General features: G+C 74.6%; 13 protein-coding genes. 8 read left to right on the top strand and 5 right to left on the bottom strand.

Annotated elements, in window-relative coordinates; all coding sequences use genetic code 11:
* Positions 1-194 precede the first annotated feature (194 nt).
* Positions 195-1,085, bottom strand: a complete 891-nt coding sequence (locus ACZ58N_RS01495) for a sensor histidine kinase (protein WP_471154215.1) — start codon at positions 1,083-1,085, stop codon at positions 195-197.
* Positions 1,086-1,398: 313 nt separating this feature from the next.
* Between ACZ58N_RS01495 and ACZ58N_RS01500 the strand changes: the two genes are divergently transcribed.
* Entirely contained in the window at positions 1,399-2,154 is a 756-nt protein-coding gene (locus tag ACZ58N_RS01500; protein WP_471154218.1) for an ABC transporter ATP-binding protein, read from the top strand.
* Positions 2,151-4,457, top strand: a complete 2,307-nt coding sequence (locus tag ACZ58N_RS01505; RefSeq protein WP_471154221.1) for an FtsX-like permease family protein — start codon at positions 2,151-2,153, stop codon at positions 4,455-4,457. The genes ACZ58N_RS01500 and ACZ58N_RS01505 overlap by 4 nt, the downstream gene beginning before the upstream one ends.
* A gap of 26 nt (positions 4,458-4,483) precedes the next feature.
* Here ACZ58N_RS01505 and ACZ58N_RS01510 read toward each other — a convergent pair whose 3' ends face one another.
* Positions 4,484-5,392 (bottom strand): hypothetical protein, encoded by a 909-nt coding sequence (locus tag ACZ58N_RS01510; protein ID WP_471154223.1) that lies wholly within the window; start codon positions 5,390-5,392, stop codon positions 4,484-4,486.
* A gap of 187 nt (positions 5,393-5,579) precedes the next feature.
* Here ACZ58N_RS01510 and ACZ58N_RS01515 point away from each other — a divergent pair, with 187 nt between their 5' ends.
* A complete protein-coding gene (locus ACZ58N_RS01515) occupies positions 5,580-6,071 on the top strand; it encodes an STAS domain-containing protein (protein ID WP_471154226.1) in 492 nt (163 codons plus the stop codon).
* Positions 6,072-6,188: 117 nt separating this feature from the next.
* On the opposite strand, the gene ACZ58N_RS01520 is transcribed toward ACZ58N_RS01515, so the two are convergent.
* Entirely contained in the window at positions 6,189-6,902 is a 714-nt protein-coding gene (locus tag ACZ58N_RS01520) for an ABC transporter ATP-binding protein (RefSeq protein ID WP_471155187.1), read from the bottom strand.
* A gap of 158 nt (positions 6,903-7,060) precedes the next feature.
* On the opposite strand from ACZ58N_RS01520, the gene ACZ58N_RS01525 reads away from it, so the two are divergent.
* The 4 genes from ACZ58N_RS01525 to ACZ58N_RS01540 all read left to right on the top strand — a co-directional run bounded on the left by ACZ58N_RS01525 (position 7,061) and on the right by ACZ58N_RS01540 (position 15,677).
* Positions 7,061-10,306, top strand: coding sequence for an FtsX-like permease family protein (locus ACZ58N_RS01525; RefSeq protein ID WP_471154228.1), 3,246 nt, complete (start codon positions 7,061-7,063; stop codon positions 10,304-10,306).
* Positions 10,303-13,080: a hypothetical protein gene (locus ACZ58N_RS01530; RefSeq protein ID WP_471154231.1), complete on the top strand. Its 2,778-nt coding sequence runs from the start codon at positions 10,303-10,305 to the stop codon at positions 13,078-13,080. The genes ACZ58N_RS01525 and ACZ58N_RS01530 overlap by 4 nt, the downstream gene beginning before the upstream one ends.
* Complete coding sequence (locus tag ACZ58N_RS01535; RefSeq protein ID WP_471154233.1) at positions 13,077-14,111, top strand: ABC transporter ATP-binding protein; 1,035 nt, start codon at positions 13,077-13,079, stop codon at positions 14,109-14,111. The genes ACZ58N_RS01530 and ACZ58N_RS01535 overlap by 4 nt, the downstream gene beginning before the upstream one ends.
* Before the next feature lie 108 nt (positions 14,112-14,219).
* Positions 14,220-15,677: a condensation domain-containing protein gene (locus tag ACZ58N_RS01540; RefSeq protein WP_471154235.1), complete on the top strand. Its 1,458-nt coding sequence runs from the start codon at positions 14,220-14,222 to the stop codon at positions 15,675-15,677.
* Positions 15,678-15,771: 94 nt separating this feature from the next.
* Here ACZ58N_RS01540 and ACZ58N_RS01545 read toward each other — a convergent pair whose 3' ends face one another.
* Positions 15,772-17,007, bottom strand: coding sequence for an RNA polymerase sigma factor (locus ACZ58N_RS01545; RefSeq protein WP_471154238.1), 1,236 nt, complete (start codon positions 17,005-17,007; stop codon positions 15,772-15,774).
* 53 nt (positions 17,008-17,060) lie between these two features.
* A complete protein-coding gene (locus ACZ58N_RS01550; protein WP_362877831.1) occupies positions 17,061-17,417 on the bottom strand; it encodes a YciI family protein in 357 nt (118 codons plus the stop codon).
* Positions 17,418-17,630: 213 nt separating this feature from the next.
* Between ACZ58N_RS01550 and ACZ58N_RS01555 the strand changes: the two genes are divergently transcribed.
* The gene (locus ACZ58N_RS01555; protein ID WP_471154240.1) at positions 17,631-18,008 is read left to right on the top strand and encodes a DoxX family protein; all 378 of its coding nucleotides are present in this window, start codon (positions 17,631-17,633) and stop codon (positions 18,006-18,008) included.
* Positions 18,009-18,030 lie beyond the last annotated feature (22 nt).

Below are 18,030 nucleotides of genomic sequence, written 5' to 3' on the forward strand. Positions count from 1 at the left end.
GGGCCTCGCGGACCCCGCCTCCACGAAGCCCGACCCCGGCACCGGCCCGGGACCGGGACCGGAACCAAATCCGGCCTCCGCCCCGACCCCGGTGTCGGCACCGGGCCCGAACCCCGCACCGAACTCCGCACCGAATTCGGTGTCGCGTCCCGCCACTGACCCGTCCACCGGTGCGGGCACCGGATCGGGCGCGGTCACGGCCGGTCCAGGGGCAGGCGGGCGCGGACCCGGTATCCCCCGCCGAGGCGGCGGCGGGCATCGAGGTCACCGCCGTAGACGGCCACCCGCTCGCGCAGTCCGAGCAGCCCCCGGCCCGTTCCGTCGGCCTTCTGCGCCCCTACTGGCGCCGGGAGTACCGCTCCCCCGCCCACGCCCGCCGCCGATGCACCGTCCGACAGCACGCTCGGACCGCTGTTGAGCACCTCCACCCGTAGCGCGTGGTCGGCGTACCGCACCGTCACCTCGGCCCTCCCCCCGTTCCCGTGCTTGAGCGCATTGGTCAGTGCCTCCTGGATGATGCGGTAGGCCGTCACGTCGATCCCGGCCGGCAGGCTGCGCGGTTCCCCCGATATCCGCACCTCCACCGGCAGCCCCGCGAACGCGATCCGGTCGATCAGGTGGCTCAGCCGGCTCAAGCCCGGCTGCGGCGTCAGCTCCCCGGTGCCCGCGTACGGCTCGTCCTCGCCGTCCTGTGCGGGTGCCAGCAGGCCGAGCAGGTTGCGGAGTTCGGTCATCGTGGTGCGCCCGGCGTCCTCGACCGCCCCCATGGCCGTCGCCGCCTCCTGTGGCATGGTCGCGAGCACCTCGCGGGCGGCTCCGGCCTGCACGATCATCAGGCTCACGTTGTGGCTGACGATGTCGTGCAACTCGGCGGCTATCCGGGCCCGCTCCGCGTCGACCGCGCTGCGGCTCGCGCTCGCGCGCTCACGCTCCAGGAGCCACCCGCGCTCTCCCAGGGCCGCTCGATGGGCGCGCCGCTCCCGCGCCAGCGCGACCGACAGACCGCCCGCCGCACACCATGCGAGCGTCAACACCAGGCACAGGAAGCCCAGCACGCCACCCGGCAGCCATTCCACTCCGTCCACCCCCATCCGCCATCAGTCATCCGCACACGAGCCCGCTCCCGAGCTCGCACCCGCACCCGCACCCGCACCCGCACCCGCACCCACGTAGAACCGCGCACCGTCCACCCACCCCGGCCCCACCCCCGTCCCCCGCGGACCGACCTCCGACCTCCGACCTCCGACCGAAGATCGTTGTGCCTCAAGCGTCTCAGCCCGAGCCGTAGTCCGCATCCCTCCCCCGAGCCCACTTCCGTACATCCACGGGATGACCCCGCAGGGCGTTTGCATCCCGGGGGTGACGTCCGCGCCTCAGTACCCCTTCTAAGTTCGGAGCATGACAACTGATCACGACAGTGTGCGGCCGGTCGTCGTCCGGCTGGACGGCGTGCACAAGGAGTACGGCGACGCGAAGGCCCTGGACGGCCTCTCGTTGGAGATCCGCAAGGGCGACGCCGTCGCCGTGATGGGGCCCTCGGGGTGCGGCAAGTCCACGCTCCTCAACATGGTGGCGGGCCTGGACCGGCCGACCGCCGGCCGGGTCGAGGTCCAGGGCCACGACCTGGGGGACCTGACCGAGACGGGCCTGGCCCTGTTCCGTCGCCGCGACGTCGGAATGATCTTCCAGTTCTTCAACCTCATCGACGACCTCCCGGCCCTCGACAACGTCGCCCTGGCGGCCCAGTTGACCGGCGTGTCCGCCCGTCAGGCCCGCCGGCGCGCCCTGGAGCTGCTCGACGAGCTCGGCATCGCCGACCGCCGCGACCACTACCCGGCCACGCTCAGCGGCGGCGAGCGGCAGCGGGTGGCGGTGGCGCGCGCCCTGATGAACCGTCCGGCCCTGCTGCTGGCCGACGAGCCCACCGGCGCCCTCGACAGCCGGGCCGGCGAACAGGTGATGGACCTGTTGATCGACCTCAACCAGATAGGTCAGACCCTCCTGATCGTCACCCACGACCCGCACCTGGCCACACGCTGCGCGAGCCGGCTGGTCGAGGTCGCCGACGGCCGGGTGGCCCGTGAGACGGCCCTGCACGAGAGTGCCGCGGGCCACGGCCCCCTGGGCGGGGACCCGTTGGGGGTGAGCGCGTGAGCGCCGTGTGGCGGGCCGCGCGGGCCGCCGTCAGGCGGCGCAGGGTCCAGACGATCGTCATCGGGCTCGTCGTCCTGTGCGCGACCACGACGGTACTGCTCACCCTCGCCCTCCTCTCGGCCGCCTCCGCGCCCTTCGACAGGGCCTATGCCGCGCAGCGCGGCGCACACGTGTCGGCGACGTACGACCCCACCGGGCTCTCGGACGCCCAACTGGCCGCGACCGCCCGGCGCCCCGGGGTGGAGGCCGCCTCGGGGCCGTTCCGGCGGGCCGTCGTCACGGTGCCCGGGGACTGGCTCTGGATGCCGCCCGGTCCCCTCACCGTGGTCGGCCGGGCGGGCCCGGACGGGCCGGTGGACAGGATCGACCTGTTGCGGGGCCGTTGGGCCTCCGCGCCCGGGGAGATCGTCGTCAATTGGGACATCGGCGGTACGCCGTACGACGACCTGCTGGGCACGAAGTTGGAGTCCCCGGGGCTCCCCGCGCTGACCGTGGTGGGCTTCGCCACCAGCATGAGCGGTTCGGCCGGGGCCTGGGTCACACCGGAACAGGTCGCGGAGCTCCGGCCCACCTCGGTCCAGATGCTCTACCGGTTCACTGACGCCTCCTCCCCCGCCGCCGTGCGGGAGGGGCTGGCCGGTGCCACCGCCGGGCTTCCGGCGGGTTCCCTGACGGCCTCCCAGTCCTACTTCACCCTGAAGAAGGCCTTCTCCTCCCGGGCCGACGCCTACCTGCCGTTCATGGGGCTCTTCGGCGTGCTGGGCCTGCTCGTCTCCACGCTGATCGTCGCCAACGTGGTCAGCGGTGCCGTCGTCGCGGGGTACCGGCACATCGGTGTGCTCAAGGCCATGGGCTTCACCCCGAACCAGGTCGTGGCCGTCTACCTGACGATGACCGGGGTGCCCGCCCTCGTCGGGTGCCTGCTCGGCACCCTGGCCGGCGGTGCGCTGGCCGGGCCGTTCCTCCAGGTTGCCTTCTCCGGAACGGAGACCGGAAACGCCGTGGTCGACACCGTCGACCCGTGGGTCTTCGCCGTGTGCCTGCTGGGATTTCCCGCCCTCGTCCTGGTCACGGCCCTGGTCCCCGCGCTGCGGGCGCACCGGCTGCCGGCGGCGCGGGCGATCGGCTCGACGGGGGTGTCGCGGGCCGGGCGCGGACTGCGCGTCCAGCGCCTGCTCGCCGCTTCCGGACTGCCGACCCCCGTCGGCCTGGGTCTCGGGCAGCCGTTCGCCCGCCCGGCGCGCACGGTCATGACCATGGCGGCGATCGTCCTCGGCGTCACCACGGTCACCCTGTCCACGGGTCTGACCGGGACCATGCTGGCGTACGCGAGGACGGGCACGGACGGCGGCCCCACGGTCACCGTCCAGACGGGCGCTCCGCTCAACGGGCTGCCGTCGCTGCGGGTCGGCGACGCGGAGATCGAGGCGAGGTTGCGCTCGCTGCCGGGCGCACGCGAGGTCCGGGCCAGTGCCCTGTCACAGGTGAGCCTGGTCGGGTACACGCAGCCCGCGTTCGCCGACTTCCACCGGGGCGACCTCGCCTCCCACGCCTCACGGATCGTGGACGGCCGGATGCCCCGGGCGGCGGGCGAGGTCGTGGCCGGGCCCGGGTTCCTGACCGAACGGGGGCTCGGGGTGGGCAGCGCGATCACCCTTGAGCTGGACGGCAGGCGGGTGCCGGGAAGCATCGTCGGCGAGCTCGTCGACGGTGATGCCCGGGCGTTCAGCGCCTCCTGGAAGACCCTGGAGACACTCGCGCCGGAGGTGCGGGCCCGGCAGTACCAGGTGGCGCTCGCGCCCGGATCGGACGCCCGCGCGTACGCGGACGCCGTCGACGCCATCGACCCCGGACTGCGCGGCGAGGTGAACGAGGCCGGTAGCTCCGCGACCACCGTCGTCGTCGGCTTCTCCTCGGTGTTCACCGTGCTGCTGTCGGTGGTCACGGCGCTCGGGGTCTTCAACACGGTCCTGCTCAACGTCCGGGAGCGGCGCCGCGACCTCGGGATGCTGAAGTCGATCGGGATGACCCCGCGTCAGGTGGTGGTGATGACCGTGACCTCCGTGACGGGTGTGGGGGCGGTCGCCGGCCTGATCGGGATCCCGTTGGGGATGGTGGCGCACCGGTTGGTCGTCGACAACGTGGGGATCGTGTCCTTCACCAGGGCCATGAAGAACGTCTGGCACGCACCGCAGTTGGTGGGCCTGCTGCTGGCAGGGGTGGTCATCGCGGTGCTGGGCGCCCTCGTACCGGCCCGGACGGCCGCGCGGACCACGATCGCGGCCGCGCTGCACACCGAGTGATCGGGTCGACCGGTCGGGCCGGGCCGTCAGGGGGCATCGCCCCGCCCGGGTGCCCCCAGGGCGCGGAGCCGGTCCTGTGCGGCGGTGGCCGCGTCCCGGGCCTCCTTCGCGGCCCGGCCGGCCTCGCGGTGGCGGGCCTCCGCCCTGGTGACCGCCGTGTAGGCCCGGTCGCGTTCGTCCCTCGCGCGCTCGGCCTCCCGTCCCAGACGGGCCGCCTCGGCGTCGGCGTCCGCCGCCGATTCCACCGCGCGCCGGCGGGCCCCGTCTGCCTCCCGCAGTTCCTCCTCGCGGGCGGCGGCTTCCCGTTCGGCCTCCGCGACGGCGGTCCGCGCCGCCTCCAGTGGCCCGTCACGCCCGGCGTCGGGGGTCGCGCCGGCCCCGGTGCCGGATCCGGCACCGGTGTCCGCGCCGGCCGCGTCCCGGCCCCGTCCGGCCGCCGCCCGTACGGCGTCCGGGTCGGCCGCGGGAAACGCCGGCTCGGGCTCGGGGGTCCGCACCAGGCGGCCCGACGCCCACTCCGCGGACGCCTCCGGTCCGGCCAGCACCGCGTACAGGATCCGCTCCACCTCCCGCACCACCGGCTCCGAGATCGGCGAGCCCTCCTCCGCGGCCAGCCGGCCGGCCTCCCGGGCCAGGGCGCCGATCACCACGTGCTGTCGGTGGGACAGGGCCCGCAACCGCTCGCCGTCCAGCGCGTGGTGCGCGGTGCGCAGTGCCTGCGCGAGTTGCAGGAACTGCTCGGCCTCCTCCGGTTGGGACCGTACGAGCAGGTTCGAGGCCCAAGCGGCGAGGGTGGGCCGGCGCACCGCCTTGATCCGCCGGGCGGCCTCCGGTCCGTCCTCCTCCTTCGCGCGGGCCGCGGCCTCCGTCCGCGCCGCCGTGAAGCCCGATGGGTGCGCCGCGTACAGCGCGTCGATGACCTCGTCCACGTCCACGCGCCCCACTGTCCGTCATGACGCGCCGGCCGCGCGGTACCCCCTCCGTCCCGCGCCGCCGGGCGGACGTACGGGTGCCCCGGCCGGGTGAGGAAGATCGCCGGAACGGGTCAGTGGGCCGCCCCGCGCGGGTGAAGTGTGCGCCCGGGCCGCTTCCCCGACCGGGGCGGGGCCCGTTGGAGGGGGCATGACCGCCCCCATAAACGCCCCGATACTGCCCGCGGCCCGCGCTCTGACCGCCCCGCCCACCCCGTCCGTCTCAGCCGCCTCAGCCGCCTCAGCCGTGCCGCCAGGTCCGTCGGAGCCCAACGATCCGCACGCACCGGCCCGGTCCACGGACACGGGGCCGGACGCCGGTCCGGACCCGCTCCCCCGCATACGGTCGACGCTCCACGACGGTGTCCTCGGCATCACTCTGGCGGGCGAGTTCGACCACTTCACCTGCGCACCCCTGCGCGGGCTCCTCGACGAAGGGGCCGTGCGCGGCGCACGCCACCTCGTCCTCGACACGACCCGGGTCTCCTTCTGCGACTCCGCCCTGCTGGACGTGCTGGACCGGTGGGTGCTGAGCGGCCGTTCCTGGGAACCGGCCGGTGCCTCCCGTTCCGTCCGGCTCCTGTTCTCCCTGGAGGCACGGATCCGGCCGGGGCACGGCGTCCGACACGGGGTGGGCCCGTGACGTTCGCGGCGCTCACGTTGATCCCGCTCCTGGCGGCCCTGGCACTGGCCCGCCGGCTACCGCCGGGCCCGGAGCGACGGGAGCCCGCCGTTCGTCCGTCGGCTCCTCCACGATCCGTCAGTCCGTCGGTTCCTCGACGATCCGTCCATCGCGCAACTCGACCACGCGGTCGGCGAGCTCGATCATCGCCGGATCGTGGGTGGCCACCAGTGCGGTGACTCCCTCGCTGCGCACCACGGCGCGCAGCAGCCGCATGATGGAGCGGCCGGTTTCGGAGTCCAGTTGGCCGGTGGGTTCGTCCGCGATGATCAGGGCGGGCTCATTGGCCAGCGCGCGGGCCACGGCGACGCGCTGCTGCTGACCTCCGGAGAGTTCACCGGGGCGCTGTTCGGCGTGGTCGGCGAGGCCGACCAGTGCCAGCAACGTCCGGACGCGTTCCTCGCGGCGCTTCGCCGGGACCTTGCGCATACGCATCGGTACGCCGATGTTCTCGGCGGCGGTCAGCACCGGTATCAGACCGAAGGACTGGAAGACGAAGCCGATCCGGTCGCGGCGCAGGGCGAGCAGTCCGTCCTCGTCCAGCCCGGCCAGGTCGGTTCCGTCGATTTCGACGGTGCCGCCGGTCGGGGTGTCGAGTCCCCCGACGAGGTTCAGCAGAGTGGTCTTTCCGGAGCCCGATCGGCCCTTGAGCGCGGTGAGTTCACCACGTCGGGCCTCGAACGTGACTCCCCGCAGGGCGTGTACGGCGCGTTCGCCCGTACCGAAGCTCTTGTGCAGGTCGCGCACCACCATCATGGACGTCACGGTGGCCCCGTTCTCCTGCTGGCTCATGGCGAAGTTCCCCTCGGACCGGCTCGTTTCCGCACCTTCGATTCCGAATATGCTCATCTGTCACATGAAACACGCAAGTCCCTTCCGCTGTCTGATCGAATCTGACAGCATCGTCCGCTATCCGGGGCCTATGGTCCGGATGGGGGGAAGGAAGGCACATGGTCGGCTTCGTCGTGCGCCGGATGCGCGGGCGACTGCCGCTCGCGGCCGCCGCGCTGCTCACCGCGCTCATCACCACGACCACGCTGACCGCGCTCCTCGCCTTCACACGGAACGTGGGCGACGCGGCGATGCGGCAGGCTCTGACCGGCCCGGGACGCGCGCACACCTCCGTCCTCCTCTCCGCCGAGCACGGCACCGGCACCCGCGCCGCCGACGACGAGAGCGCGCACGCCTTCGGCACCGGGCTGTTCGGCCCCCTGCCCTTCGGCGTCGAGAGCGTGGCCCGCAGCCGCTCGTACGGACTGCCGGGCGCCGGCACCACCGCGGGCAAGGACGCCGATCTGACGGTGCTCGCCACCCTCGACCGCGGCCGCGCACGACTCCTCGCCGGCGACTGGCCCGAGCCGGTGGCGCCCGGCCCGACCCGCGTCCCGGTGGCCGTGCCACAGGCGGCGCTGACCCGACTCGGTCTGGACGCGGCGGCCCTGCCCGCCGAGGTGCGCCTCGACGACCGGTACGGCGGCCCGCAGCTGAGCGTGCTCGTCACCGGGGTCTACCGGGCGGCCGACCGGGACGCACCGTACTGGCGGCTCGACCCGGTCGGCGGCCGGGAACTCCAGGTCGGCAGCTTCGCCACCTACGGCCCGATGCTCGTCCACGACTCCGTGTTCACCGTCGGCGGTCTGGTGCAGAACAGCCGCGCCACGCTCCTGACCCCCGACTTCTCGGACGCGACGACCGCGCAGGTGGCAGGGGTCCGCGAGCGCGCCGAGGGGTCCGGCGCCAAGCCGTCCGGGCCGGCGATCGCCACCGAACTCCCGACCTACCTGCGGGGGCTCGACACCGCCCAGCGGGTCGCCCGCTCCACCCTGGCCGTCGGCGCGCTCCAGCTGACCGTACTGGCCGCGGCCACCTTGCTCCTGGTCGCCCGACTGATGACGGAACGGCAGGAACCGGAACGAATCCTGCTCACCGCGCGCGGCGCCTCCCGCCGCCGCCTCGGGCTGCTCACGGCCGCCGAGTCGCTGCTGCTCGCCCTGCCGGCCGCCGTCCTCGCCCCGCTGCTCACCCCGCCCCTGCTGCGCGTCGCCGCCGGCCACGGCCCGCCGGCCGGGGTGCCGATGGAGACCGGGGGGACCTGGGTGCTGTGGCCGGTCGCGGCCGGCTGCGCGCTGCTGTGCGTCCTGCCCGCCGTGCTGCCGTCCGTCCTGCGCGGGGCGTCGGCCGGGCTCCTCGCGGGACGGCGCGGGGCCCGGGTGTCGGCCGCCGCCCGCTCCGGACTCGACCTGGCGGTGGCCGCGTTCGCCTTCCTGGCCTACCGGCAGCTCGACCGCTACAGCGGCGCCGAGTCCGCCGCGCCGGACGGGGACCCCGGGGGGTTCGGCGTGGACCCCGTCCTGGTCGCCGCCCCCACCCTCGCCCTGTGCGCGGGCACCCTCCTCGTCCTGCGGGTGCTGCCGTTCGCCGCCCGGCTGGGCGGCCGGTTCGCCGCCCGGGGCCGGGGCCTCGGACAGGCGCTCGTGGGCTGGCAGCTCGCGCGCCGTCCCGCGGCGGCCACCGGGCCCGTCCTGTTGCTGGTCCTCGCGGTGTCCAGCGGTGTCCTGGCCGTGGGCCAGCACTCGGCCTGGTCCGATTCGCAGCGCGACCAGGCCTCCTTCAGCACGGCCGGAGGGCTGCGGATCACCGGGAGCGACCTGGCGCCCCTGGGCCAGGGCGGCCGGTACGCGGCCCTGCCCGGCGGCGACCGGGTCACTCCGGTACTGCGCGTACCGCACGCCCTGCCCGACACCAGCACCGGCGAACTCCTCGCGCTGGACTCCGCCGCCGTCGCCCGGTCGGTGCCGCTGCGGGCCGACCTGCGGGACGGGCGGCCCATGAGCGAGCTGTTCGGCCCCCTTTCCGTGGAACCGGGGAGCGGCACCGGGATAGAACTGCCCGGCGTGCCCCGGCGGATCGACGTCGACGTGACGCTGCGCGCGGAGCGGGCGAGCGGCGGCCCCCGGCTGGCCGTCCTGCTGCGGGACCGGTTCGGCCTGACCCACCGGACACCGGTGGCGGCGCTGCCGGAGGACGGTGACGGCACCGTGTCCGTGGACGTCGCGGCGTTGGCCGGCGCCCCGCTCGGCGCCGCCGCCCCGCCCCTGACCATCACCGGGTTCGCACTGGCCTACGGCGCCGAACCCGGATTCTTCGCCCCGTCGGACGAATTCGACCCACCCGGCGGCGAACTGACGGTGCGTCGGCTCTCGGTGGCCGGCGCACCCGACGGCCCCGCGGTGCCCGTCCAGGTGCCCGCGCCCGCCTGGGACCTGACCGCCCCGCCCCTGGGCAACGGCGTGCTCGCGGGCCGGTTGCTGCCCACCGACGACGCCTCCCCGAGCCTGCTGCGGCTGCGTTACCGGGGCGGCGCGACCGGCAGCCTGGTGCTCACCGCCACCCCGGCGGGCAGCGCTCCGCCGGCGCTGCCCGGCCTCGCCACCCGCGCCTACCTCGGCGCGGTGGGAGCCGCGGTGGGAGACGTGATCCGGGTCCGGCTGGGCATGGACGTCGTCCCCGTGCGGATCACCGGCGCCGTGGACTCCCTCCCGGTCGTCGGAGACCGTGCCGTGGCCGTCGACGTCGGCGCCGCCGGCCGGCTGCTCGGCGCCATGGACGGGCACGCCCTGCCCGCACCCGACGAGTGGTGGCTGCCCGCCGTCTCCGGCGACGACCCCGCACCCGGCCGTGCCGCCGCCGAACTGCGGTCGGCCACCGGATCGCAGGGGGTGCTGCTGCGCGAGGACGTGGCCGCCGAACTGCTGGACGACCCGCTCAGCGCCGGCCCGCAGACCGCCCTCGCGGCCCTCGCCGCGGCCTGTGCGGTGCTGGCGGCCATCGGCTTCGGCGCCTCGGCGGCCGCAGCCGCGCGCCGCAGGGCCCGGGAGTCCGCGATCCTGCTGGCGCTGGGCGCACGACGGCGGGCCCTGGCCCGGGCGGCCGCGGCCGAGGGTTGCGTCCTGGTCGGGCTCGGTACGGCCGTGGGCCTCGTCCTCGGCGCCGCCATCGTGCACACGACGGTGCCGCTGATGATCCTGACCTCCGGGGCGCGCCGGCCCGTCCCGGAGGTCCGGGTGGACCTGCCGGGGTTCGCGATGGTGTCGTTGGCCGCCGTCATCGCCGCCGTGCCGCTGCTGGCGGCCGTGCTCGGTGGTCGCCGCGACCGAGGAGTGGCCGCCCGACTGCGCCACGTGGAGGAGATGTGACCAGCCCGTTCCCCGGTGGCCGGGAGGCACGGCCGGCCCCCGAGGGCCGTGGGACCGCCGCCCGGCGGACGCCGTGGGTGTGGACCCGGCTGCGGGCCACTCCGTCCGCCACGCTGTTGACGGCCGTCCTGGCGTTCGTCGCCGTGCTGCTGGCCACCGCCCTGCCGCGCGCCCTCGACCGGGGCGCCGACGAGGCGCTGCGCGATTCCCTGCGCGCCGGCGGCCCGGCCCGGACCAGCCTGTACGCGACCGCCGAGTCCCGGCCGGACGATCCGTCCCCGAAGGACCTGGACGACCTGCTGGCCACCCTGGTCGCCCGTACCGGCCCCTCCTTCGGCCTGGCCGCCTCCGGCCCGGTGCACGGTGCGATCGGGGACAAGCCCCGCACCCTGGCCAATCCCGAGCTCGCGGTCCTCGACGAACAGCCGCCCCAGGCCAATCTGCTGTTCCTGCCCCGGGCCGCCGAGCACGCGCGGCTCGTGGAGGGCCGCTGGCCCGGGGGCGGCGCCGGGGGCGGTCCGATTCCCGTCGCCCTGTCCCGGAGCGCGGCCGACACCCTCAAGGCCAAGGTCGGCACGGTCCTGAAGCCCCTGGACGGGCTCTCCCTGCCGGTCACCGCCGAGGTCGTCGGCCTCTACACCGCGCAGGACCCCTCCGGCGCGTACTGGACCGACCTGGCCTGCGCCACCAAGGCTTGCGTGCCCGCGAAGTCCTGCGCCACCAAGCCCTGCGTGCCCCCGAGCGGCGGCTGGCTCGTCTCCGCCCTGGTCGGTCCCGACGCCCTGGAGCGGATCGCCCCGTGGGGCCACGGCTCCAGGGACTTCTGGCGGCTGCCCGTGGACACGGACCGGCTGCGCGTCGACACCCTGCCCCGCGTCACGGACGAGATCTCGGCGCTCGTCGCCGGACCCACCGCCTCCGAGCTGGCGTCGCGGACGGGCCGCCCCGATCTGCGGATCACTTCCGAGGTCCTGCGCCTGTTCGGGGACGTACGGGCCGAACAGCAGGCCGCCGCGCCGCTCGCGGCCATCGGACCGGCCGGGCTGGGTGGGGTGGCCCTCGTGGTCTTCCTGCTGGCCGCCGGTCTCACCGGCGACCGGCGTCGGGACGAACTGCTGCTGCTGCGGGCCCGGGGCGGGTCGCGCACCGGGATCCTGCGCCGGCTGCTCGCCGAGGGCGCCGTGACCGTGCTGCCGGCCTCCGTCCTCGCGGCCGTGCCCGCGCTGTTGCTGTTGCCGACCCCGCGCCTGGCGCCCTCTCTGCTGGCCGCCGGTGCCGTCACCCTCGTGGCCCTGCTGGCCTTCCCCGTACGGGCCTTCGTGCTGCTGTCGCCTCCGCGCGAGCCCGCGCCCCGGCGCCGGCTGGTGGCCGAGTTGCTCGTCGTCGCCGCGACCGTCGCCGCCGTGATGGAGGTCCGGCGCCGCGGGGTCGCCCCGGCCGGAGCCGGGCCGGATCCGCTCCTGGTGGCCGCGCCACTGCTCATCGCCCTGTCCGGGGGGCTCGTGCTGGCCCGGATCCAGCCGTCGGCCGTGCGGGCGCTGGCATGGGCCGGGGCGCGGCGGGCCGGGGTGGTCGGCTTCCTCGGTCTGGCGCGGGCCGCCCGCGGCTCCGGAGGCCGGACGGCACGACCTTCCGTACTGCCGCTGATCGCCCTGCTGTTGGCCGTCACCACGGGCGGGTTCGGGGCCGCCGTGCTGGCCGGCGTCGACGAGTCCCGCCTCCGGGTGGCGCGGTCCGAGGCCGGCGGTGACGTCCAGGTGGTGGCGCCTCCCGGGGAGACGGTGCCGAAGGAGTTCGCCCGGGCGGCGGGCGCGCTACCCGGCGTACGGACCGCCCTGGGCGTCCGGGTGGACACCGAGGCCCACGTCTTCGACACCGACCGGGGCTCCGTACCGGCCACGGTGATCGTCGCCGAGCCCGCGGCCTACGCCGAACTGGCGCGGACGGCGGGTCGCGGCGGGTTCGACCCCGCGGTGCTGGGCGGCGCGGACGGCGGTGCGCCGGTCCCCGCGCTGTTCAGCAAGGACCTGTCCGGGAGCGCCCCCGACCGCGCGTACCGGGTGCGGCTGGGGAACGGTGCGGACGTCCGGGTGAGGCAGGCCGCGGTGGTCGACGGCACTCCCGCCCGGCCGGGCACGGCATCGGCCACCATCGTGCTGCCCGCCGGCCAGGTGGCCGCCCGGGTACCGCACGGGGCCGACGCCACCCACTGGTTCGCCGTGGGGCGGGCCGATCCGGACCGGGTGCGCGCGTTGGTCCGGGAGAACGCCCCCGCCTCGGCCGACAGGTTCCTCGTCATCACGAGCACGGAGGTCGCAGCCCGCCTCGACTCGGGTCCCCTCCAGCACGCGGCGGGGCGGCTGTTCCTGGCCTCCCTCGCCGGCGCCGCGGGGTTCGCGCTGCTGGCGGTCCTGCTCGGACTGGTGCGGGCCGCCCCCGAACGGGGTGCGCTGCTGGCCCGGTTGCGCACGATGGGGCTGAGGCCGCGGCAGGGCGTCGCCCTGGTCCTGACGGAGTCGCTGCCGCAACTGCTGGCGGCGACGCTCGGCGGGTTCCTGACCGCGGCGGCCTCGGTGGCCGTCCTCGGGTCCTCCGTGGACCTGTCGGCGCTGGTGGGCGCGGACGTGCCGGCCGGCCTGCGGCCGGCCGTCCCGCCGGTACTGGTCCCGGCCCTGGGCATGGCCGCCCTGGCGACAGTGGCCGTGCTCGCCGAGGCCGCGGTGTCCGGGCGACGCCAGATCATCACCGAGTTGAGAGCGGGAGACCAACGTTGAACAGCGAAGCGCCCACGTTCGAGGAGCTGCGCCGGCAGGCGCTGGCCGCCGCCGAACCCCGCGCGCGGGATGCCGGCACCGCCATCGTCTGCGACCGTCTCGTACGCATCTTCAGCTCGGACGGCGTGGAGGTCCAGGCGCTCCAGGGACTGGAGTTGACGGTGGACCGGGGTGACCTGGTCGCTCTCGTCGGGGCATCCGGCAGCGGCAAGTCCACACTGCTGAACATCCTGGCGGGACTGGACGTCCCGACCGCCGGGAAGGCGAGCGTCGGTGGGTACGACCTGCTGGAGATGTCGGGCCGCGACCGGCTGCGCTACCGCCGCGAGGCGGTGGGCTTCGTTTGGCAGCAGACGGCCCGCAACCTGCTGCCGTTCCTGACGGCTGCTCAGAACATTGCGCTGCCGATGCAGTTGAAAGGTGGCGGGCGCGGAGCCGCAGCCCGACGGGCGCGGCGGGTCGGGCTGCTGCTGGAGGCCCTGGAGATCGGTGGGCTCGGGGACCGCCGCCCGGCCGAGCTCTCCGGCGGGCAGCAGCAGCGCGTCGCGATCGCCGTGGCCATGGCCAACGACCCGGCGGTGCTCCTCGCCGACGAGCCGACCGGTGAGCTGGACTCGGAGACCGGCGCCACGGTCTTCGAGGCGTTCCGCTCGGTCAACCGGGACCTGGGCGCGACCGTGGTCATCGTGACGCACGACCCGATGGTGGCGGGCGAGGTCCGTCGCACGGTGGCGATCCGCGACGGCCGCACCAGCAGCGAGGTCCTGCGCCGCACGGTCACCGACGAGCACGGCGCGGAGTCGATCAGCGAACGGGAGTACGTCATGCTCGACCGCAGCGGGCGGGTCCAGCTGCCGCCCAAGTTCCTGGAGGCGCTGGGCATGGAGGACCGGGTCGCGGTGGACCTGGCCGCCGACCACATCGAGGTCCGGCGCCACGACGCGGAGGGGGCGACGGTCGGCGAGTCCGGCGCCGTTGCCGGGACGCGGGACCATCATCGGCGTTCCGGCGAGCCCCCTTCCCGCCTCTGACCGCCCCCGACCGCCCCCGCCGACCTGCGGAGACGGCACGGGCGTCACTTCCTCGGTCCGGGTGTCGTTAGGCGCACGGGGTTGACTCGGGGGCGAAGGGATGACGGAATGCGGCAATTTCCTCTGGACATGCACCACGTGGCACCGGGGCGGGTGGTCGAGTGGCGGTTGCGGTCCACGGCGGCGCCGGCCGGGGACCGCAGCGACGCGGCGGGCAGGAGGGCATCCTTCAACCAGGACAAACACTTCACCGTCGCGGAGGCCAGCCGGGCGGCCGACGACCCGGTCGCGTCGTGGGTCGCCGTGACCTTCGAGATCGACGGAGTGCTCGACGAACCACTGCTCGCACAGGCCCTGTTGGGATTCGTCCAACGGCACGAGGTGTTGCGGTGCGAGTTCCGGCGGCTGGCCGGCGAGCTGGCGTGCGAGCCCATCGCGCCTGACGAACTGGCCCTGGAGGCGGAGCACATCGCGACGTTCGACGACGCGGCCCTGGTGCGGGACTTCCTCGTCGAGCGGTTCAAGCGAAGCATCGACACCCTGTCGTGGCCACTGTTCACCATGGGCGCCGTTCTGCGTCCGGACTCCGCGACCGTCTACCTCGCCTTCGACCACATCGTGTGCGACGGCATGTCGATGCCTATCGTCGTCAACGAGGTGCTGACCGCCTACGAGGCCCTGGTCGTCGGTGAGGAGGCCGTGCTGCCGCCCGCGCCCAGCTACCTCGACTTCGCGGAGGAGCAGCGCCGCCGCTACCTCTCGATCGACGCGGGTGACGAGCGCCTCGGCTACTGGAAGTCCTTCATCGAACGCAACGGGGAGTTCTTCCCCCGGTTCCCCCTCGATCTGGGCGTGGAGCCCGACCGCATGTACCCGATCGTCAACGAGGCCTCCTCGTTGCTCGACGCGGCGGAGGCCGAGGTCTTCGAGAAGGTCTGTCTGGAGGCCGGTGCTAAGCCGTTCATGGGGGTGCTCGGGTCCGTCGGCGTGTGTCTGCGGGAGGCCGGGGGCCCGGGCGTCTACCGGGGGTTCATGCCCGTCAGCGAACGCGGGCGCGAGGCCTGGAGCGACTCGGTGGGATGGTTCGTGAACACGATGCCGATCGAGTTCGACGCCTCGCCCGGATTGGACTTCACCCAGGTCATGGCTTCCGTCCGGGCCGGGTTCGGCGAGATGATCGGGCACATCGACGTGCCGTTCGTCAGGGCCTGGGAGCTGCTGGCGCCGCAGGAGTTCGCCGCCCGGGCGTGGCCGTACCCGGTGAACTTCTTCTCGTACATCGACATGCGCAGGTGCCGGGGTGCGGAACGCCACGACGAGTGGCGGCCCACGACGCACGTGTGGTCGGCCCGGGCCAACGGCGCCTGTTCGTGGTTCCAGCGTGACGCGGACGGGCTGCACATGAACTCCCTGTACGTGGACACCCCGGCCGCGCGGCGCACGATGGGCGACTTCCAGGAGGCGTTGCGCCGCACGGTGCAGACCGTGGCCCGTTCCGGGGGCTTCGGCAGGCCGGTGGCGCTGACGGCTCCCCGCCGGCCGGAGCCGGGGCGCGTCAGGGTCTGACTCGGGTTGGTCCGGCGTCGCCCGTCCGGCGTCGCCCGTCCGGCGTCGCCGGTTCGTCACGGGCCCGTCGGGCACCGGGTCTCGGCGGATCGGTTCAGAGGGCGTCGGCGCGGCGCCGCAACAGGTCGCGTTCGCGCGCGTTGCGCGTCAGGGACGCCGCCCTCAGGAACTCGGCGCGGGCTTCCGGCCCGCGTCCGAGCCGCTCCAGCAGGTCGCCCCGCACGCTCGGCAGCAGGTGGTAGGAGCGCAGGGCGGGCTCCTCGGTGAGGGCGTCGACGAGGGGCAGGGCGGCCTCGGGGCCCTCGGCCATCGAGACGGCGACGGCCCGGTTCAGCTCGATCACCGGTGAGGGGATCAGCAGGACGAGCCGCCCGTAGAGCGCGGCGATGGCCGCCCAGTCGGTGTCCTCGTAGCGGACGGCTGCCGCGTGGCAGCCGGCGATGGCGGCCTGGAGGGAGTACGGGCCGACGCCGGCGCGGTGCAGGGCCTCGACGCCGCGTCGGATCAGGAGCCGGTTCCAGCGGGCCCGGTTCTGGTCGGCGAGCAGGACCGGCTCTCCGTCGGGGCCGGTCCTGGTGGGGATGCGGGAGGCCTGGAACTCCAGGAGGGCGCACAGGCCGTGCACCTCGGGTTCGCTCGGCATCAGCCCGGTGAGCACCCGGGCCAGGCGCAGGGCGTCCTCGCACAGGGCCGGACGGACGAGGTCGTCCCCGGCAGTGGCCGAGTAGCCCTCGTTGAAGATGAGGTAGATGACCTCCAGGACCGAGGCGAGGCGCTGTTCGCGGTCGGCGCCGTAGGGCACCTCGAAGGGCACGGCCGCCTTGGCGAGGGTCCGTTTGGCGCGGACGATGCGCTGGGCGACGGTCGGTTCGGAGGCCAGGTGGGCGCGGGCGATCTCCTGCGTGGTCAGGCCGCCCACGAGGCGCAGGGTCAGGGCGATGCGGGCGTCGGTGGCGAGGACCGGGTGGCAGGCCGTGAAGACCAGGCGCAGCAGGTCGTCGTCGATGTCCTCGGGGTCGGCGGGTTCGTCCGGGGCCGGTACGTCCTCCAGGGTGCGGCCGACCTCCGCGAGTTTGCGGGCGTAGGTGTCCTTGCGGCGGACGAGGTCGATCGCGCGGTGTTTCGCGGTGGCCGTGAGCCAGGCCCCCGGCCGGTCGGGGATGCCGCAAACCGGCCACTGTTCGAGCGCCGCGACGAGGGCGTCCTGCGCGAGTTCCTCGGCGATGCCGACGTCGTTCACGATGCGGGCGACTCCCGCGATGATCCGTGCGGACTCGATCCTGAACACCGCTTCGACCGCTCGGGTCGTACTCACTGCCGTCACGGCCACCCATCAGAGCAGCCGTGACGAGGCAGGGCAAACGCGGCGCGGGGCCGCCTGGATCACATCTCGTCGATCTGCCGGACTTCGGCGCTCACGTTCCAGTGGGCGGGGTGGATCTCCAGGAAGCGCCGGGTCCATTCGACGGCCTCGGCCTTGTCCTTGCACTGGCTGAGGGAGTAGCCGCCGACGACCTCCTTGGTCTCGGTGAAGGGTCCGTCGGTGTAGCTGATCTTCCCGTCGGCCCAGCTGACGCGGGTGCCCTCGGAGGTGGGGAGCAGGCCGGCGGTGTCGAGCATGACGCCCGCCTTGGTGATCTCCTCCAGGAGGGCGCCCATGCGCTCCTGGAAGTCGGCGGGGAACTCCTCCGGCGGAAGGGCCTGCTCGTTGATGCGGATCATCGTCAGGAAGCGCGGCATGGTGTCTCCTCGGTCGTGGGGGGCGGGGCCTTTTCCCGCCTCTCACCTGTGCGTCGAACGGGAGGCGCCCGGATCGACAGCTCCGGAGGAAATTCTTCGGAGATTTTTCCGGGGCGGCCACCCGACGCGCTGCGACCCGTCTCCGTACCCGCCGCACACCGCCCCTACCCGCGAGTAGGATCGCGGCCCCAGGCCACTCCGAGAGGACTCCCCATGCCCCGCACCCCCTCCTCGCCGCTGCTGCTCGCCGGTCTCCTGGCCGGGTCCGCGGTGGCGCACGCGGCCGCCCCCCGGCCGTTCGACGCGATGGTCCCGGCCTCGCTCCCCGGCACCCCGCGCGGGTGGACGTACGCGAGCGGCGCGGTGGAACTCGCGCTCGCCGTCGGCGTCGCGCACCCGCGGACCCGCCGGTGGGCGGCGATGGCCACGGCGGCCTTCTTCGTGGGCGTCCTCCCCGCGAACGTGAAGATGGCCGTCGACGCCCGCGACGGCTCCCCCGCCCGGCTCGCCGCGGCGGTCGGGCGGCTTCCGCTCCAGGTCCCGCTGGTGCTGTGGGCCCGCAAGGTGAGCCGCTCGGCGACCTCCGGCTGAGCCGTCCGGAGTTCGGACCCCG

The organism is Streptomyces sp. NPDC040432 (assembly GCF_055595445.1).